Annotated in this window: 12 protein-coding genes and 1 pseudogene; 7 read left to right on the plus strand and 6 right to left on the minus strand. The window is 70.2% G+C overall.

Annotated features, from left to right (window positions below; all coding sequences use genetic code 11):
- The first annotated feature begins 77 nt into the window (after positions 1-77).
- Positions 78-578 carry a hypothetical protein gene (locus ACH4OW_RS33700; protein WP_398031745.1) on the plus strand — a complete coding sequence of 167 codons (501 nt, stop codon included), beginning with the start codon at positions 78-80 and terminating at the stop codon, positions 576-578.
- Positions 579-880: 302 nt separating this feature from the next.
- A pseudogene (locus ACH4OW_RS33705) lies at positions 881-1,698 on the plus strand (IS5 family transposase).
- Positions 1,699-2,699: 1,001 nt separating this feature from the next.
- Here ACH4OW_RS33705 and ACH4OW_RS33710 read toward each other — a convergent pair.
- The 3 genes from ACH4OW_RS33710 to ACH4OW_RS33720 all read right to left on the minus strand — a co-directional run bounded on the left by ACH4OW_RS33710 (position 2,700) and on the right by ACH4OW_RS33720 (position 4,786).
- The gene (locus ACH4OW_RS33710; protein ID WP_398031747.1) at positions 2,700-3,389 is read right to left on the minus strand and encodes a hypothetical protein; all 690 of its coding nucleotides are present in this window, start codon (positions 3,387-3,389) and stop codon (positions 2,700-2,702) included.
- Positions 3,368-3,838, minus strand: a complete 471-nt coding sequence (locus ACH4OW_RS33715) for a helix-turn-helix domain-containing protein (protein WP_398031749.1) — start codon at positions 3,836-3,838, stop codon at positions 3,368-3,370. Before ACH4OW_RS33715 ends, ACH4OW_RS33710 begins: the two co-directional genes overlap by 22 nt.
- A 318-nt stretch (positions 3,839-4,156) precedes the next feature.
- The gene (locus tag ACH4OW_RS33720) at positions 4,157-4,786 is read right to left on the minus strand and encodes a helix-turn-helix domain-containing protein (protein WP_398031750.1); all 630 of its coding nucleotides are present in this window, start codon (positions 4,784-4,786) and stop codon (positions 4,157-4,159) included.
- Between the two features lie 139 nt (positions 4,787-4,925).
- Between ACH4OW_RS33720 and ACH4OW_RS33725 the strand changes: the two genes are divergently transcribed.
- On the plus strand, positions 4,926-5,915 hold the full coding sequence (locus ACH4OW_RS33725) for an alpha/beta fold hydrolase (RefSeq protein ID WP_398031752.1): 990 nt from the start codon (positions 4,926-4,928) through the stop codon (positions 5,913-5,915).
- Positions 5,916-6,376: 461 nt separating this feature from the next.
- On the opposite strand, the gene ACH4OW_RS33730 is transcribed toward ACH4OW_RS33725, so the two are convergent.
- Positions 6,377-8,671 carry a helix-turn-helix domain-containing protein gene (locus tag ACH4OW_RS33730; RefSeq protein WP_398031753.1) on the minus strand — a complete coding sequence of 765 codons (2,295 nt, stop codon included), beginning with the start codon at positions 8,669-8,671 and terminating at the stop codon, positions 6,377-6,379.
- Positions 8,672-8,856: 185 nt separating this feature from the next.
- Between ACH4OW_RS33730 and ACH4OW_RS33735 the strand changes: the two genes are divergently transcribed.
- Entirely contained in the window at positions 8,857-9,822 is a 966-nt protein-coding gene (locus tag ACH4OW_RS33735; RefSeq protein ID WP_398031755.1) for a ribosome-inactivating family protein, read from the plus strand.
- A gap of 469 nt (positions 9,823-10,291) precedes the next feature.
- Here the strand turns inward: ACH4OW_RS33735 and ACH4OW_RS33740 are convergent.
- Positions 10,292-11,118, minus strand: a protein-coding gene (locus ACH4OW_RS33740; RefSeq protein WP_398031757.1) for an IS5 family transposase whose coding sequence is annotated in 2 segments (ribosomal slippage) — positions 10,292-10,755 and positions 10,755-11,118 — 828 coding nt in all. Because the reading frame shifts where the segments join, the coding sequence is not laid out codon by codon here.
- Between the two features lie 524 nt (positions 11,119-11,642).
- Positions 11,643-13,097, minus strand: a complete 1,455-nt coding sequence (locus ACH4OW_RS33745) for an MFS transporter (protein ID WP_398031758.1) — start codon at positions 13,095-13,097, stop codon at positions 11,643-11,645.
- A gap of 182 nt (positions 13,098-13,279) precedes the next feature.
- On the opposite strand from ACH4OW_RS33745, the gene ACH4OW_RS33750 reads away from it, so the two are divergent.
- The 3 genes from ACH4OW_RS33750 (at position 13,280) to ACH4OW_RS33760 (ending at position 16,420) form a co-directional block, all read left to right on the plus strand.
- The gene (locus ACH4OW_RS33750) at positions 13,280-14,131 is read left to right on the plus strand and encodes a helix-turn-helix transcriptional regulator (RefSeq protein WP_398031760.1); all 852 of its coding nucleotides are present in this window, start codon (positions 13,280-13,282) and stop codon (positions 14,129-14,131) included.
- Positions 14,132-14,669: 538 nt separating this feature from the next.
- Positions 14,670-15,437, plus strand: coding sequence for a class I SAM-dependent methyltransferase (locus tag ACH4OW_RS33755; protein ID WP_398031762.1), 768 nt, complete (start codon positions 14,670-14,672; stop codon positions 15,435-15,437).
- Positions 15,438-15,475: 38 nt separating this feature from the next.
- Positions 15,476-16,420 (plus strand): NAD(P)-dependent oxidoreductase, encoded by a 945-nt coding sequence (locus ACH4OW_RS33760; protein ID WP_398031763.1) that lies wholly within the window; start codon positions 15,476-15,478, stop codon positions 16,418-16,420.
- Positions 16,421-16,487 lie beyond the last annotated feature (67 nt).

Genomic DNA, 16,487 nt, shown 5'->3' on the forward strand with positions numbered 1-16,487 from the left:
CAGGAGACACTCTCCGGCGGCACCCCGTTCGGGGGCGGGGTGCCGCCCGCACTCTTTGGGCGCTGGAAGGAGTACGCGTGGACGACAGCCACCAGCCCGACGATGCAACCACCTGGGCGTCCCTCTCCCGGGGAGAGAAGGCCCTCGCAGCTTTCGGCATGACCGGTCTGATCCTTGGGATCATCACTGCTGTCACCGCGGCTGTGCTGCTCGGTCTCCTTGCCGTCACCGCCGCGTCCCTCCACCTAGTTGAAGCCGACGGAATCGGAACCCTGTTTTGGGGCCTGGCGCTGTTCCTGCCGTGCAACGCCCTGGCAGCGCTGTTCATCTACCCGATGCGCATGGGACTTCGGCTCACCAGCCTCGCACCGCGGACCAAGAAGGCGACGGAGGCCGCGCTTTCCGTGGCGACGACATTCCTCGCCGTCCTGTTCACCGCATACTTCACCCCCGGATTGCGGGTACACCACCCGTGGCTCCCGGCATTGCTGGCCGCGTTGCTTGCCGTCCTGGCCAGCCTGGGGATCAGGAAAATGGAGAGGCGCACATCGAAAAGGGCTCGCGGAAGGCTCCCCTGACCGGGCAACCCCTGAATCGGCGGCCACTGGCACCGCAGGCTGACATATAGGAAGCCGAGGAAGCCGTCCCGACGGCCCGGATCACGGCCTGTGAAATCTTCTGACGGCAGCACCGGTGTCCTGGCCCGTGCCTACTCGGAGAACTCTACTGAGTGATGCCTTGGGCCTCCGCCCCCTCTCCCTGCTCCCTGCTCCCTGCTCCCTGCTCCCTGCTCCCTGCTCCCTGCTCCCTGCTCCCGAGACTGCTTAGCAGATCGAGCTAAGACGGTGTCCTATGTGGTGAGGCGGAGTAGTACTTCAGCATGGGGCAGCGAACGTGGAGTTGGATCGTTCCGGACGGGCTGTGGGAGGTCGCGAAGCCGTTGCTCCCGCCGCCGAGAGTGCGACCGCAGGGCGGCGGGACCTCGGATACACCTGATGAGACGCTGTTCGCCGCCATCATCCATGTGCTGGTCACCGGATGCGCCTGGCGGCATCTGCCACCCTGCTTCGCAATCTCGAAGCCGACCGCTCATCGGCGGTTCCTGACCTGGTCCAGAGCCGGCGTCCGGGGCCGGCTGCACAAGGCCGTGCTCCACCCACTCGATGACGTCGGCCTTATCGACGTCACCCGCGTTGTGCTCGACACCGCCCACGTCCGCGCTAAAAGGGGGCGAACCCACAGGTCCGAGCCCTGTGGACCGGCGCAAGCCGGGTACCAAGGTGCACGTCCTGTCGGACGCGAACAAACTGCCCCTGGTCGTCGGGATCTGTGCGGCGAACGTCCACGACAGCGACGGACTGAAGCCGATGGTGGCGGGACTCCACACGCAACACGACCCGCACCGCGGCCGCTACTTCAAGCCCCAACGCCTCCCTGCGAACAAGGCATACGACGTCCCCATCCTGCGGCGATGGCTGTGGGGCAAACACATCGGCGTCCGTGTCGCACGCAAGGGCATCGAATCCAGCGAACGACTGGGGCGGCGCAGGTTGGTGATCGAGCGGACCTTGTCATGGCTGACCAGCTACCGCCGCCTCAGCCCCCGCTTACGAACGCCACCCCTCCAACTACCTGGCCTTCCTCGGGCTGGCAGCCGCCCTGTGCTGCTACAAGCGACTTCTCCGCCTCACCACATAGGGCAACGTCTAAGGGTGGATCTCCTCAACGACACCTGGGACGGCCCCCGGGGCGGCCTTCCTGCCGCGATCTGGAAGGTCGTGGCCCTCGCTGCGACCTCCGCCGGAGACATTGGCATCACCTACACGCCCCCTGGCCATGCCTGATGCATGGAGGCAGTGAACGGCGGGTCGGCGAGTATCGACTCCACTGCCGTCTCGACCGCCGTCACCACCGGAAGGCCGAATTTGAGGGCGGAAGCGCAGAACCGACCGCAGGCCGGATCCGCTGTCACACTGGGCCCGAAATGCACTGGTTAACCGTGATTATCCTGTGCGTTCTTTTCCGTCACCCGCCCGGGGAATCCGGCCTGCATGGGGGTGCCGCCTCGCTACGCCAGCGGGAGTCCGCTGCCATTGGAGCCGGCAGCGGACTCCCGCTTTAAACGTACGAGTTTGGGACCGGTCCGGTCGCCAGGGCCCTACCGGGCGGGTTTCCCGACGTGAGCGCTGGCGGACGGCGTCGGGTGCTGGCCCGGTGTTTCTTCGGTGCCTGTTCCTCCGCCGCCCAGGACGGCGATCAGGAGGATCAGCAGCAGACCGATGCCGCCGCCCGCTGCTGCGGTGGTCCCTGGTCCGAGGCGCCGACGGTGCGCCCGGACGTGGGAGCCGTTGCGGTAGTGGCTGCGCACGTGTGTCGTCGCCCCGGCGGGGTGGGGGAGGTCGTACGGATCTGACGGGGGGTTGATGAACGGGATGACGGTGCGATGCGGGACGACCCCTTGGTACGGCGGTAGTGCGGCCGGACGTAGGAGCCGTTACGGCGGTAGTGCCCACGAACGTGTGCCATCAGGGTCCCTCGGGAGGAGTGGGATGAGAGGTGAAGATCAGGCCCTAATCAGGGCGTATACCGACGCTACAGCCAGCCACTGACACCCTGACGGGCATCAAGTCTGTTGATCTGTAGGGCCGTTGCGTGACGGTCGAGCGGGTTGTCCGACGTGTGGGTGTGGCTGAGGCGGATCACCCGGCGCTTTTCGGGGCGGTGTTGCCCATCGGCGTACCGCCCCGCGGCCGTCGGCCGCGGGGCGCCGGTGAGTGCTTGGGCTGGGATGGGGGCAGCAGGGACAACTGCTCATGCGGAGAGAGGTCCCCGCGGTCCGCGTAGTGCAGGAAGGTCAGGGCCGTGAGAAGTGCCTCGTGGGCCCGTGACTGGAGCGCCTGCTGGTGGGGCAGCGCCAGAGGCACGAATGCGTCCAGGAACCGCCGGCCGGGCAGCAGGCCCCGCGTCTCGAAGGTGCTTAGGACGTCAAGGTGGCGCTGCACCAGCTGTGGCGCGGTCGTGTCCGTCACGGTCGGCTCGATGCACGCCTTCAAGGTGTCGAACGTCGCCAGGACCGCGGTGCGCAGCGCGTCGATGTCCCGGGCACAGCCACGGGTCGCGGCGGCCTGCTGCCGTGTCTGGAAGGTGATGACCTCCTTCTCCAGTTCCTCGACCGTCTGGTCCACCTTCCGTACGTCGCGGTCGTGGGCCCACTGGGTCTCCTGCTTTTGCCGCAGGTCGTGCATGATGCGCGCCCCTGGCATGGTCTGGCTGGCGTCCACCTGCCCCAGGACGTCGAACCAGGCGTCGAGGCTGGTCAGCGAATGCACCCCGCAGCCCAGCAGGAGGGCCTTGAGATGCGGGGCCGTCAGCCGCCGGTCGCCGCGCAAGACCGCGCCGAAGGTGTCGTGGGAGTAGCCGGGGCCCGCAGCGCCAGCGTGCGCAGGCTCCGGCCGTGAAACATCAGCAGGGTCCGCAGCAGACGGCGCAGCTCTGCTGCGTCGGCGACGGACTCCGACGGGGTGTAGCGCCCGGTACGGGTCCACCGGGCGAGCGTCTGGGCGCAGAAGCGTGGGTCCGTCCCGGCCTGCTCGGCACACAGCCGGATCCAGCTCGCCCGCCACTCTTCCGGGTCCCCGCCGCAGGCTTCGACGTAGCCGCGGACCGCCTCCCAGGTCGGGCGGTGCAGCCCGCTGTGCACCTTGTGCAACGTGGGTTCCGCGATGCCGCACCGCTGCCGCATCAGCGTCAGTGAGGGGGTGCCGGCCCGGCGGCGCAGCAGCCGCATCTCTGCGGCGAAGTCCCGCAGCGCGCTCGGGCCGGGAGGCAGGGGGCTCATGGGACGGGCCACAGTGTCTCCCTTCCTGTGCCCGGATGCCGGGCCCGTACCAGGCGGGCCCGGCTGGCGGGGAAGGTCAGGACGACAGACGCCGGCGCAGGCCGGGCACGAGCAGCCCGCTCGCTGTTCGAGGCACGGCTTCTTCAGCTCGAAGTTCAGATGGACACGTCGTTGATCTGCACTTCCCGCAGGGAGCCGACGCGGCGGCCGCCGTCTTGGAAAGACACCTCCTCGAGGGCTTCGGCGGTCAGGCGGCGGATGCGACCGCACGAAGCAGCGCGGTGGGCACCACCAAGGCACCCCGCTTATCACATCTGCTCACTCAGCAGCCTTTCTGCCACCAGTCCCGCGAGCAGTGGCTGCAGGGGTGCGCGGCCGTTGGCGCTCGCCCTGCGGTCCGAACATGACCAGGTACTCGACCGGACCGCTGGGGCTGGGGTTTGTTACCCCGTGCGGGGTGCGGGTGTCGAACTCGGCGACGTCCCCCGGGGTCAGGATGAGGTCTTGGTCGCCGAGTGCGAGCCACAGGCGTCCGTACAAAACGCACAGCCACTCGTAGCCGTCGTGGGAGACCTGCCGGGGCCGCGCGGGCGGGTCCTCGAGGGCGGGCAGGACGTGCTTGTGGGCGTGCAGGCCGCCGACGTACCGGGTCAAGGGCAGCACTGCCTTGTCGTCGCCGAAGCTCAGCGGCGCCGTGGCGCGTGGCTTGGCCGCGAGGGCGGGCGCCGTGCCGGCCACTTCGTCCAGGAAGACGCCGTACTCCTTCGACAGCTGCAGTAGCACCTCCAGGGTGGGCTTGCGTCGGCCGGTCTCGATCCGGGACAGCGTGCTGGGCGAGATGCCGGTGGCGCAGCTGACACCGGCGAGCGACGCGCCGTGGTGCTCGCGCGCGGCCCGCAACCGGGGCCCCATCGCGGCCAGCGTGGCGTCCACGTCATCGACTGCCATCTTTCCCTCTCCTTCTTGCCGTTCCGCTTCGCCGCTCTGTGCTGCAAGGTTGCCAGAATGGCAAGGTTGATCGCGTCGGGCGGGGGCTGCGCCGCATGATCGACGGGTAACCGCGTCGCCGCGAACCGAGGAGAAGCCCATGCAGCCCGAGCCGACCGCCGAGCTCCGCCACCGCACCGTCAAGGCCCCGGCCGGGCGCCTGCACCTGGTCGAGCAGGGAACCGGTCCGCTGGTCCTGCTCGTGCACGGCTTCCCCGAGTCCTGGTATTCCTGGCGCCACCAGCTCCCGGCCCTCGCCGCGGCCGGCTACCGCGCGGTGGCGATCGACGTGCGCGGTTACGGCCGCTCCTCAAAGCCGAAGGCGACCGCCGCCTACCGGATGCTCGATCTGGTGGAGGACAACGTCGCGGTCGTGCGTGCGCTCGGCGAGGAAAGCGCGGTGGTCGTCGGCCACGACTGGGGCTCCAACATCGCTGCCGTCTCCGCCCTGCTCCACCCCGAGATCTTTTGCGCCGTCGGCCTGCTGAGCGTCCCCTACGCGCCGCCCGGCGGCCCCCGCCCCAGCGACGTCTTCGGCCAGATCGGCGGCCACGAGCAGGAGTTCTACGTCGCCTACTTCCAGGAGCCCGGCCGCGCCGAGACGGAGATCGAGCCCGACGTCCGGGGCTGGCTCGCGGGCTTCTACGCGGCCCTGTCCGCTGACACCATGCCCGCCCAGGGCGAGCTCGACCCGCACTTCGTCACCCGCGGCAGCGGCCGGCTGCGCGACCGCTTCCCCGTGGGCCCGCTCCCGGCCTGGTTGAGCGAGGAGAACCTCGACGTCTACGCCGGGGAGTTCGAGCACACCGGCCTGACCGGCGCACTCAACCGTTACCGCAACATGGACCGAGACTGGGAAGACCTTGCCTCGCACAGCGGAGCCCCGATCAAGCAGCCGTCCCTGTTCGTCGGCGGTGCCCTGGACGCCTCCACCACCTGGATGTCCGACGCCATCGACGCCTATCCCACCACCCTCCCCGGCCTGTCGGCCTCCCACCTCCTGGACGGCTGCGGCCACTGGATCCAGCAGGAGCGCCCCGACGAGGTCAACCGCCTGCTGACCGACTGGCTCGCCACCCTCCAGGCATGAACCAGGCCATCCAGGCATAACAGCCCGCGCACGGGCGCCGCACGGGCGCGGTGCCCAAGGCGGCAGCGGCGAGGTCGGAGCTGTGCTGTACGCAGTACGGGACGGCTGGTCGGAGAGGGAGAACCGCATGGACGTGTCAGCCTCGTCAGGAACCCGGCCCGCAGCAGGACCAGGCGAGTGGCCAGCGTACGGGGCGGAGGCACGGGCAACGCATCGCTCGGCGGCCTCCCGCCGGATCCGCCCGCCACACACCTGCCGTCCGGGCGCCGGCCCCCGCCTTGCGGATCTCACACGACCGGCAAACCGCGCCGATCACACTTCGCCAGCCCTGCCAACTGCACGCCCCACAGGCCCGTACCACCCCACCGGGCCGCATCCCCGAAGAGGCCGGGAAGGCTGGTGTGTGTGGTGTAGGCGCGTTGGCGGGGGTGTGGGCGTGCCGGGTCAGGATCGGACAGGGTTCAGGTTCGTGTGGTGAGTCGTGCGAGTGCCGTGTCGTAGCGTGCTTGGACTTTCGCGTTTGGTGTTGCCCGCAGGAGGGCGCCGAGGGCTCGTACCGCGCCGTCGTCGTAGCCGGCGGATTCCGCTTCGCGGGCTGCGAGGTCGAGTTGGGCGATGCCCTCCGTGCGGTTGCCGAGTCCCAGCAGCGCTTCCCCCTTGATGATGAGCAGCAGGATGTGAGGGATGTCGGTGGTGTCCGGTCGGTAGTTGAGGGCCAGGGCGTGGGTCGCGGTGGTGAGGGCCTGGTGCCAGTGTCCGGCGTCGGTTTGGTGGCGGGCGAGGTGCTGCATGGCAAGGCGTTCGATCCTCCGGTCGTTGCTCTCACGTGCCAGTGCGGCCGCGCGTTCGCAACTCTTCGCGGCGTCGTCCGGGCCGCCGAGGGCGGCTTGGGTCATGGCCAGCACGATCAGGGCGTTGGCCTCGGCGAACGCGTCAGCGGCTTCGACGGCGAGCGCGACGGCCGCTTCCAGGTGGATCAGTGCTTCCGAAATGCGTCCTTCCTCGGTCAGGACCCAGCCGAGGACGTTGAGTACCCGCGCTTCGCCGTGCGGGTCGGCGTCGGCCCGTGCCGCCGCGAGGGCGGTCTCCAGGAGCGGTACCCAGCCGTCCCGCACGCGCCACACGATCAGCGGCCACATCGTCATGACGATCCGCCACGTCCTGCCGTGCAGCGCGTTGGCGTGCGCTGCGGCGACTGCCAGTGCGAGGTTGTTGCGTTCGGCGGTGTACCAGGCCACGGCGGCGGACCGGTCGGCGAGCTCGCGTACGGCGGCGGGCGGCAGGAAGTCCGTCGGCAGCGGGAAGCAGTACTCCGAGCCGGGTTCGGCCGCCGCAACGGCACCGGTGGCGGCGGTGATGTAGTAGTCGAGCACGCGCTTGAGCGTGTCGGGGTGGGCGTCCAGGCCGCGGGCGTAGAGCCGCACGAGGTCGTGCATCGTCCACCGGCCGGGTGTGGTCTCGGTGAGCAGGTGCGCGACGGCCAGGCGCTCCAGGGCGGCATCGGCGGCCGCGGGGCCCGTGCCCGCCAGGGCGGCTGCCGCGTAGCGGTCGACGTGCGTGCCGGGGTGGCGGCCGAGGGCGGCGAACAGGTGGGAGACGTGCTCGGGGAGCTGTCGCAAGGTCAGGCGCAGTGCGGCCCTGACGCCGGTGTCCTCCAGGTCCAGCAGGCTCAGTCGGCGTGTCTCGTCGGACAGTTCGGCGGCCATCGAGGCCAGGGTCCAGTCGGGCCGCCCGGCCAGGCGGGCGGCTGCCACCCGCAGGGCCAGCGGCAGCCCGCCGCACAGCTCGCCGAGCCGGAGCGCGGCGGCCGGCTCGGCGTGCACCCGCTCGGTGCCGAGGATCCGGGCCAGGAGCATGGTGCCGTCCTGGGGCGCGAGGACGTCCACGGCAACGGGGCGGGCGGTGTCACTGACGATCAGCCCGGACAGCCGGTGCCTGCTGGTGACGACGGTGACGCAGCGGTCTCCGCCGGGCAGGAGGGGCCGGACCTGTTCGGAGTCGCGTGCGTTGTCGAGTACGACGAGGAGCTGGCGGTCGGCGGCCAGCGACCGGAACAGTGCGGCCGCGCCGTTCTCGGACTCCGGTATCCGGTCGGGGGGCACGCCCAGGGCCAGCAGGAACTCGCGCAGCACCTCGATGGCGGCCAGTACGCCGGTGTCGCTGAAGCCGCGCAGGTCGGCGTAGAGGCGTCCGTCGGTGAGTCCGGCAGGGTCGTGGTGGGCCCAGTGCAGCACGAGGGCTGTCTTCCCGACCCCGGCAGGCCCGATGACCAGACAGACGGGCGCCTCGCCCGCGGTGGCCCGGGACAGGGCGGCGAGTTCCGCCGTCCGGCCGTGAAAGCCGCGCGGGGCGCGCGGCAGCAGGTCGGGCGTGCTCCTGCGTGCCGCGGCGTCCGGTGCGGCGGCAGGCGGCTTGGCGTCCGTCTGGCGGGCCCGGCGGGGACGGCCCAGGCTCGCGGCCTGTTCCAGCTCCCGGGCACCGGCGGCGTCGAGCTTCAGCGCGGCGGCCAGAGCCTCCACGGTACGGCGCTGTGGTCCCCGGGCGCGCCCGCGTTCCAGGTCCGACAGCGCCCGAACGCTCACTCCCGCCGCGTGTGCCAGATCCTCCTGGCTGAGGCCGGCTCTCGTCCGTAGACCGTGCAGGCGCTCGCCGAACCCGCCAGTGGCCGGTGTACCGGTGCTCATCCTCGAAACATTCCCTGATCCGTGTGGACCGGCAGAACACCGGAACCATCCGGCAGAATTATGGCAAGACATTACTCCTGCTGGTGAAACTGCCTGGGTCGCCCCGTTCCCCTCCGGTTGACTGAAGGTGCTTCGGACGGAGGGCGGGCCCCACCCGGCCCCGGTCCGTCGCGCCGCGCCGCGCACGGAGTCCTCGCACTTGCAGGAGATCTCCGTCGCACGACTCACCGCTCGTTTTCCCCAGGAGTACCTTCCGCATGAGGCTTTCCCTGTCCGCTCGCCGGCTCATGAGCCGCGTCCTGATCCTCACCCTGGCGCTGCTGGCCGCTGTCGGCTTGACCCAAGGGTTGTCCCCGAAGGCCCACGCCGACCCGGAAAGGCGTTGGACCCGCATCGACTGGGACATCACCAATCTGCAGCCGGGCACCAGCAGCTTCTCGGCCGGCACCGCCTACGACGCCATGCTCGAAAGCTTGCGTCGTACCGTCAGCCATGCGGTGTACCCCAACTTCCCCCACAGTGCCACCACACAGCAGACGGGCTACTACGTCGAGGTCGCGCTGATCGACCACACAGTGACCGACCGCCCCCACCGCCTCTCCCTGATCGTCGGGGCAAACGACCTGTACACAGTGGGTTTCTTCACCCCGCAGGGCAGGTACATGTTCCGCGAGCTGGACTCGGCTCCGGTCCGCGCTGCCTACAACTCCGTGTTCCCCAACAACCGTCTGGAGCAGCGCGACTTCCAGTCGCTTCCGTTCGGGGAGAACTACAACAGTTTCTCCAGGGACGAGTGGCGGATGAACGACTCCTTCCTGGGGCTTCGCGGCGACATCAACCACCTTGCCAACATGCCCCAACGCGCTCCGGGGCAGAACACTCCGCCGGCCCTGGCAGCCGGTCGGGCACTCACCTCGGTTGTCGCGGCGGTTTCCGAGGCAACTCGCTTCCGGTGGATTCAAAACCGCATCGGCAACACGATCCGGACCGGCTACGACATGGATGAAAACGGCCGGCAGGACACCCTCGGTCGTTTTGGCCTGGAGCTCGAAACCAGGTGGAGCAGGCTCTCCGCGATGCTGGCGGCCAACCTCCGAAACCGTGCCGCTACACCCATCACGATCGACGGCCGGGTGTACCGCAACAGCACCGACATCGAGCTCGGGAACGGCCGTCATGTGCCGGCCCTCGGCTTGGCGGTCGCGCTGGGCTCCCACTTCTGACGAAACCTTCGGTGGCGTTCGGCTCCGGGCGCCGATGGCAGGTGTGACCCCGCTTGGTGTTCAGGGCGGGATCGCAGCAAGGTGGAAGGCCGCCTCGACGACAGAAGTCGAGGCGGTCTTCCGCCTTGTCGACAGGCAGGTAGACAGTCAGTCGACCTGAGGTCAGAGACGGGCGCGACTGTGCTTGGTGTGAAGCAGAAAGAGGGAGACGCCCAAGCCGAGCGTCACGCCCCGACGCTGGAGCTGAGCAGGATCTGCGCGAGCCCTCGCGCCGCAGCGGCTCGCCAGCCAGTCCGAGGAGATCTCTCTCCCCCCCCCCCCCCCCCGCGCTCGTCCCGCAGCCACTCGCTCAGGGCTGGGACAGCCGACGTGATCCCGGTCCGCGCGACTCGGAGGATGTGCGGTATGGCGTCCCTCCCCAGGGGCGCCTACCCGACGCAACCAACTTCACCAGCTCCGCTTAGAGCTCCTAACGCATTGTGGGAGGCAGGCGTCGCCAGCAGATGAGTGAGCAGGCGAGTTTCAGGAATGCTTCGTGGATGTCGTCGCGGGTTTCCCAGCGGATGCGCAGGCGGCTGAACCAGTGCAGCAGGGCGATGGTCTGCTCGACGACCCACCACTTGGTTCCCAGCCCGGAGCCGTGGGCGGTGCCCCGGCGGGCGATGAGCGGCTTGATGCCCTTGGTCCAGACCTGGCGGCGGTAGCAGTCGTGGTCGTAGCCGCGGTCGGCGTAGACCTCTTGCGGCCGCTGGCGGGGCCGGCCGCGTTTGCCGCGGATGCGCGGCACCGCCGCCAGCAGCGGCATCAGCTGGGTGACGTCGTTGCGGTTGCCGCCGGTCAGGGTGACGGCCGGCGGGATGCCGGTGGCATCGCAGATCACGTGGTGTTTGGAGCCCGACCGGCCCCGGTCGACCGGGCTCCGCCCGGTTTTGGGCCGCCCTTGAGCGCCCGGACGTGGGAGCTGTCGTTCACCGCCCGCGACAAGTCCAGGCGGTCGGCGGCCCGCAGTTCGTCCAGCAGCACCTCGTGCAGCCGCTGCCACACCCCGGCGTTGTTCCAGTCCCGCAGCCGCCGCCAGCAGGTCATGCCCGATCCGAACCCGAGTTCCTGGGGCAGCCATTCCCACTGGATGCCGGTGTAGAGGACGAACAGGATGCCGCACAGCACCTTGCGGTCCTCCAGCACCGGCTTGCGGCCGGGCCGCCGGCGCCCCGCTGGCGGCGACGGCAGCAGCGGCTCGATTCTGGACCACAACTCATCGTCCACCAGCCATGGTCGAGCACTTCGCTTACTCACACCCCAGCAACTGACGCAGCCATCCGAAGGACACGGCTACTTACGTTGCGTTAGGAGCTCTTAGAGGGGTCCCCGACCACAGGTTCCGTGCGGCGCGCCTGCGCTTGGCCCCGGGAGACCGCGTACGTGCAGGAGACGCCGGGCATGTCTCTGTTCTGGGAAGGGCATGTCTCTGTTCTGGGAAGAGATGTCCATCGACGCGCCGCGCCCTGCCGAGTGGTGTCCTTGGGGACGCGACGACCAACTCGCGGCCTGCTACGACGAGAGGCTGACCCCGCGGGTGCGCTCCACTCTGGTGTGCGCGCTGGAACCGGGCCACGAGGACGGTCACGCGGCGGAGGTCGGGATCAGCGACGAGGGCATGTGCGACCAGGACATGTGGCTGTGTGGTCCCGTTCCGTCGAAAGCCGGTCGAGCAGCTCTGGTGTGGCCTCATCGTTCACGGCATACGGCAGCAGGTCCGCGACCGACCTGCTCGGCAGCCCGGCGCCTGCTCGGCGGCCCGGCGGCGTACGGTTGCCGGGTCAGCCGGAGGCCCGCGGCCCGGCCACCTCGGGTGCCGCCGGCTGCCGTGCGGGTGCGGCGGTCTCGGCGGCGGGCGCGGTATGGCGTGTGGTGGCCAGGGTGAGCGCGACGATGGCCACTCCGCAGGCAGTGACGATCCAGTACCCCGAGAGCACTGCCTGCGTGAACGGCGTACCGGAACGGTGCAGGCCGGCGGTGAGGACCGCGCCGAGCACGGCGACCCCCAGCGCCTGCCCGAACTGGCGGCTGGTGGAGACGATTGCCGCGGCCACGCCCGCCTGTTCCTTCGGCATGCCGGACATGGCCGCGTTGGTGACGGGCGTATTGGCCAGCCCGACGCCGACGCCGATCAGGACGTACGCGGTGAAGAGCAGCGCATCCGTCCCGAAGGCGCCGCCGGTGGCGAGCAGGGCGCCGCCCGCGGTGGTGGCGGCGCCGGCCAGAACCAGCGGCAGCCGGGGGCCTCGGGTGGCGGTCAGCCGCCCGGAGAGCGGCGAGGTGACGATGTTCATGACGGCCATGGGCAGCAGGTACAGGCCGGCGGCCAGGGCCGACAGGCCGCGTACGTTTTGCAGGTAGAGCGTGTTGAGGAAGAGAAACCCGCCGAGTACGAAGAATGAGCAGACCGCCATGGCGCTGGCTCCGCTGAACCCGGCGCTGCGGAAGACCCGCAGATCCACCAGGGGTTCGGTGCGCCGCCGCTCGTAAAGGGCGAGCGCGAGGAGCGCGGCCGGCGCGGCCAGGGCGCAGGCGAGGGTGCGTGGGGCGGTCCATCCGGTGCCGGGCCCCTCGATGATCGCGTACGTCAGGCAGCCCAGCAGCACGGTGACCAGGATTTGCCCGACGGGGTCCATCCGGCGCGGCCGGTGGGCACGGGACTCCGGTACGAAGCGTGCGGCGCAGGCGAACGCGGCCAGGCCGATCGGCAGGTTGAGCCAGAAGATCGACCGCCAGCCCAGGCCTTGGACGAGTACCCCGCCCACCATCGGGCCGACCGCCATCGCCACGCCCATGACCGCACCCCAGACGCCGATCGCCCGGGCGCGTTCGCGGGGTTCGGCGAAGGTGTTGGTGATGATGGACATGGCCACCGGGTTGAGCATCGAGGCGCCGACGGCCTGGATGATGCGGCAGGCGATGAGAAAGCCCAGGCCGGGGGCCAGTCCGCACAGCAGCGAGCCGAGGGTGAACAGGGCCAGGCCGGTCTGGAAGACGCGGCGGCGGCCGAGCCGGTCGCCTGCGGATCCGGCCAGCATCAGCAGCGCGGCCAGCACGATCAGGTAGGCGTCGGTGGTCCATTGCAGTCCGGAGAGCGGACTGTGCAGGTCGCGCTGCATCGCCGGCAGCGCAACGTTGAGCACCGTGTTGTTGAGGTTGCCGAGGAACACGCTCGTGCAACAGACCGCCAGGACGAGGTTGCGTTCCCGGCGGGTGAGTTCGGCCTGAGTGGACACAGCCGGGCCCACCGTCCTTTCTTCGTGGGCCTCCGCGCCGCCCTGTTCGCCTTCCGTGCCCGCCGCGCGCAGATCGCTGCGGTGGATCCAGCGTGCCTCGGGAGCCCGGCCGCAGGGAGGCCCTGCCGAGGGGGCCCTGGCAGGGCCCCCCTCGGCCGACCCGGTGAATGCATACTGCATCTGTGAGCAACGTGCCGGTGGGGAACAGAACGGAGCTGGGCGACTTCCTGCGCAGCCGAAGGGGCCGCGTCGCACCACAGGCGGCGGGTCTGCCGCCGTCGGCGGGGCGCAGGCGTACGGCCGGGCTGCGGCGCGAGGAAGTCGCGATCTTGGCCGGAGTCAGCATCGAGTACTACCGGCGCCTGGAGCAGGGCAAGCAGCAGCGGCCGAGCCCCGCGGTCCTGGAGGCGATCGGGCGGGTGCTCAAGCTGACCGACGACGAGCGCCGCCATCTCGCGGAGCTGGGCCGCGGCCGGGTATCGGCACCGGCCGCCGGCGCGCGAACAAGCCAGACCTCGCGCGCGGTCCGGGAAGAGGTCCGCCGCATGCTCTCCATCGCGCACCCGTATCCGGCCTGTGTGCTGAGCCGGTCCAGCGACCTGCTGGCCGCCAACCGGGGCGCGCTGCGCCTCTTCCCCGGCATCGAGGACTGGCCCGAACACGAGCGCAACACCGCGCGTTACGCCTTCGCCCACCCCTTCGCCCGGGAGCTGTATGCCGACTGGGAGGACGTGGCCCACGGCGTGGTCGCCCACCTGCGGGCCGCCGTGGTGGTGTACCCGGGTGCGCCGGACATCCGCGCGATCGTCGATGAACTCTCCCGCCTCAGCACCGTGTTCGCCTCGCTGTGGCAGCGCTACGACGTCCGGGCGCGCACCAACGGGCGCAAAGTGTACCGCCATCCGGAGGTGGGTCGGCTGACGCTGGCGTACGAGGCTTTCGACGTGGCCCGCAGCGACGGGCAGCGGCTGGTGGTCTACCAGGCACCGCCGGGGACACCGGATCACGAAGCGTTGCTACGCCTGTCGGCCTGACCGTCTGGCCGGGAGGCGGGAGCCGGGAGCCTGAACCGGCGGACCGGCGGACCGGCGATTTGGCGGACCGGTGGACCGGTGGACCGGTGGACCGGCCAGACGGTGCGGCAGATGCCGGTCAGGTCACAACGATCCGGCCCGGCCCGTCCCTCCCGCCGCCTCGGCCGACCTGGTTGCCTAAAGCGCAAAACACCGACCCGCAATTCTCTCCCGTAATTCGCGCCGCCATGCCGCGCTGCCACGCCACGCTGCCAAGCCTTTATCTCCGTTCCCGCGCGAGTTGCGCGAATATGCGCGTAAACACCTCGTTCAGGTAATCGTTCAGGTAATTGGCAGATTCCCCTCGGGGTACTTCTCCATGCTCACCCGCATGCTCACCCGCATTCACCCTGTCGACGCTCCGACCTGCCGAAATCACACTTGAACAGGTAACTACATCCCCCCGCCAATACCCTTACTCGACCGTCGGTTGACGAAGATTTAAGTATGCCGTTTGTCACCCGAGCACCCGTCCGACGGCTGTGTTAGCGTCACGCTCATGCCGAATTTAATTCCTGACTCTGCCGAGCGCTTCAGCAAGTTCGCGGAATTCTACGACCGCGTCCGGCCCGGTCCTCCCGAGGAACTCGCGGACCTGCTGCGCCAGTGGTCCGGGGCCGCCGACCCGGACGTGGTCGACATCGGGTGCGGCACCGGGCTTTCCGCCACGATCTGGCCCGAGGTGACCGGCGTGGAGCCCTCACCCGAGATGCGTGCCGTTGCGGCCCGGCGCGGCATCCACGTCATGGACGGTACGGCCGAGAAGACCGGGCTGCCGGACGGCTGCGCGGACATCGTGACGGTGAGCCACGCCCTGCACTGGTTCGACGCCGCCCTGGCCTTTCCGGAGATCGCCCGCATCATGCGGCCGGGCGCGGTGCTGGCCGCCTTCGACTTCGACTGGCCGCCTGCCGTCGATCCCGAAGTCGACGCCGCCTACCGGGCCTTCGAGGCGGCGCACACGACGCTGGAAGTCGAGCGCGGGCTGCGCCCCGGTTTCGCCCCCAAGAGCGAGCACGTGGCACGCCTGCGTCAAAGCGGCCTGTTCCGCCACGTGAACGAGGTGTGCCTGCACATGAAGGAGACCGGCGGCGCCGCCCGCTTCGTCGACTTCGCGGCGAGCCAGGGCGGGGTGGTCGCGCTGCTCGAACAGGGCGTCAGCGAGGACGTGCTCGGCCTGACCCGGCTGCGGGAAGTCGCTGAGCGCCGGATGGCCGGCGGCCGGACATGGTGGTGGACCTGCCGGGTCCGCCTCGCCGTGCGCTGACCGGTCCCACCACACCTGTTCGCGGGGGAGGAAACAACGTGGGACGCCTCGTCCTGCCCGATTGCCAAGGCTACCCGCGGCTGGCCGAACTCGTCCGCCGCTGCCCCGGCGGCGACGCGATCGAAGTCTTCACCGGTCCTTACGTCACACCGGCCCGGCTCGCCGAGCGCATCCGCGGCGCCCGTACCGTGCTGCACTTCTTCCACGGCCGGCCGCTGGACACCGGTGCCCTGCTGGCGGAACGGCCGCGGGAGGTCGTGGTGGCGGGCCCGGCCGGCCGGGCGGTCGACCTCGACGCCGCCCGGTCCGCCGGCATCGCGGTCCACGACACGCCGGGGCTGGCCGCCGACTCGGTGGCCGAGTTCACGCTGACCCTGTTGCTGATGCTGGCCCACCGGGTGCCGACGGCCGTCGGCTCCGCACCGGGCTGGCAGCCGGCCGCGGGCCGTGAGCTGTCCGGGGCGCTGCTGGGGATCATCGGGTGGGGCCGGGTCGGTGCCAGGGTGGCCCGCCTGGCGCAGGGCATCGGGATGCGGGTCGCGGCCTGGTCGCCGTCCCTGGACGAGGGTACGGCCCGCGCGGCCAAGGTCACCCGTATGCCTCTCGACGCCCTGCTGGGCACGGCGGACGCGGTGAGTGTGCACCTGCGGGCCGTACCGGGGAACCAGGAGATCATCGACGCGCGCCGGCTCGCCCTGCTCGGCCCCCGGACCCTGCTGGTCAACACCGCCCGCGCCGCGCTGGTCGACATGAGCGAACTGCGCCGGCGGCTGGCCGACGGACTGCTCGGCGGGGTGGCGCTGGACGTCTTCGACATCGAACCGCTGCCCGCCGACGATCTTTTGCGCCAGCACCCGAACTCGCTGGCGACCCCGCACATGGCGTGGATGACCGATGACGCCGTCGGCCGCTTCCTGGCCGCTGCCGTCGCCTTCGCCGTGTCGAAGGACACCGGACCCGGCTTGGTCCGGCGGGTCGTCTGACACCGCCTTCGGCTCGCTCGCGGGGCACCGCGCGCGAGCCATCCTGGCGTGCCCTGCCGCGCCGTCA

This window comes from Streptomyces sp. NPDC017056 (genome assembly GCF_044332485.1).
Taxonomy (GTDB): Bacteria; Actinomycetota; Actinomycetes; order Streptomycetales; family Streptomycetaceae; genus Streptomyces.

What these genes read in the sequence shown, in the direction of transcription:
- ACH4OW_RS33715 (WP_398031749.1), bottom strand. Translation starts at nt 3,838, where the DNA reads ATGAGCCCCCTGCCTCCCGGCCCGAGCGCGCTGCGGGACTTCGCCGCA.
- ACH4OW_RS33720 (WP_398031750.1), bottom strand. Translation starts at nt 4,786, where the DNA reads ATGGCAGTCGATGACGTGGACGCCACGCTGGCCGCGATGGGGCCCCGG.
- ACH4OW_RS33725 (WP_398031752.1), top strand. Translation starts at nt 4,926, where the DNA reads ATGCAGCCCGAGCCGACCGCCGAGCTCCGCCACCGCACCGTCAAGGCC.
- ACH4OW_RS33730 (WP_398031753.1), bottom strand. Translation starts at nt 8,671, where the DNA reads ATGTCTTGCCATAATTCTGCCGGATGGTTCCGGTGTTCTGCCGGTCCA.
- ACH4OW_RS33735 (WP_398031755.1), top strand. Translation starts at nt 8,857, where the DNA reads ATGAGGCTTTCCCTGTCCGCTCGCCGGCTCATGAGCCGCGTCCTGATC.
- ACH4OW_RS33755 (WP_398031762.1), top strand. Translation starts at nt 14,670, where the DNA reads ATGCCGAATTTAATTCCTGACTCTGCCGAGCGCTTCAGCAAGTTCGCG.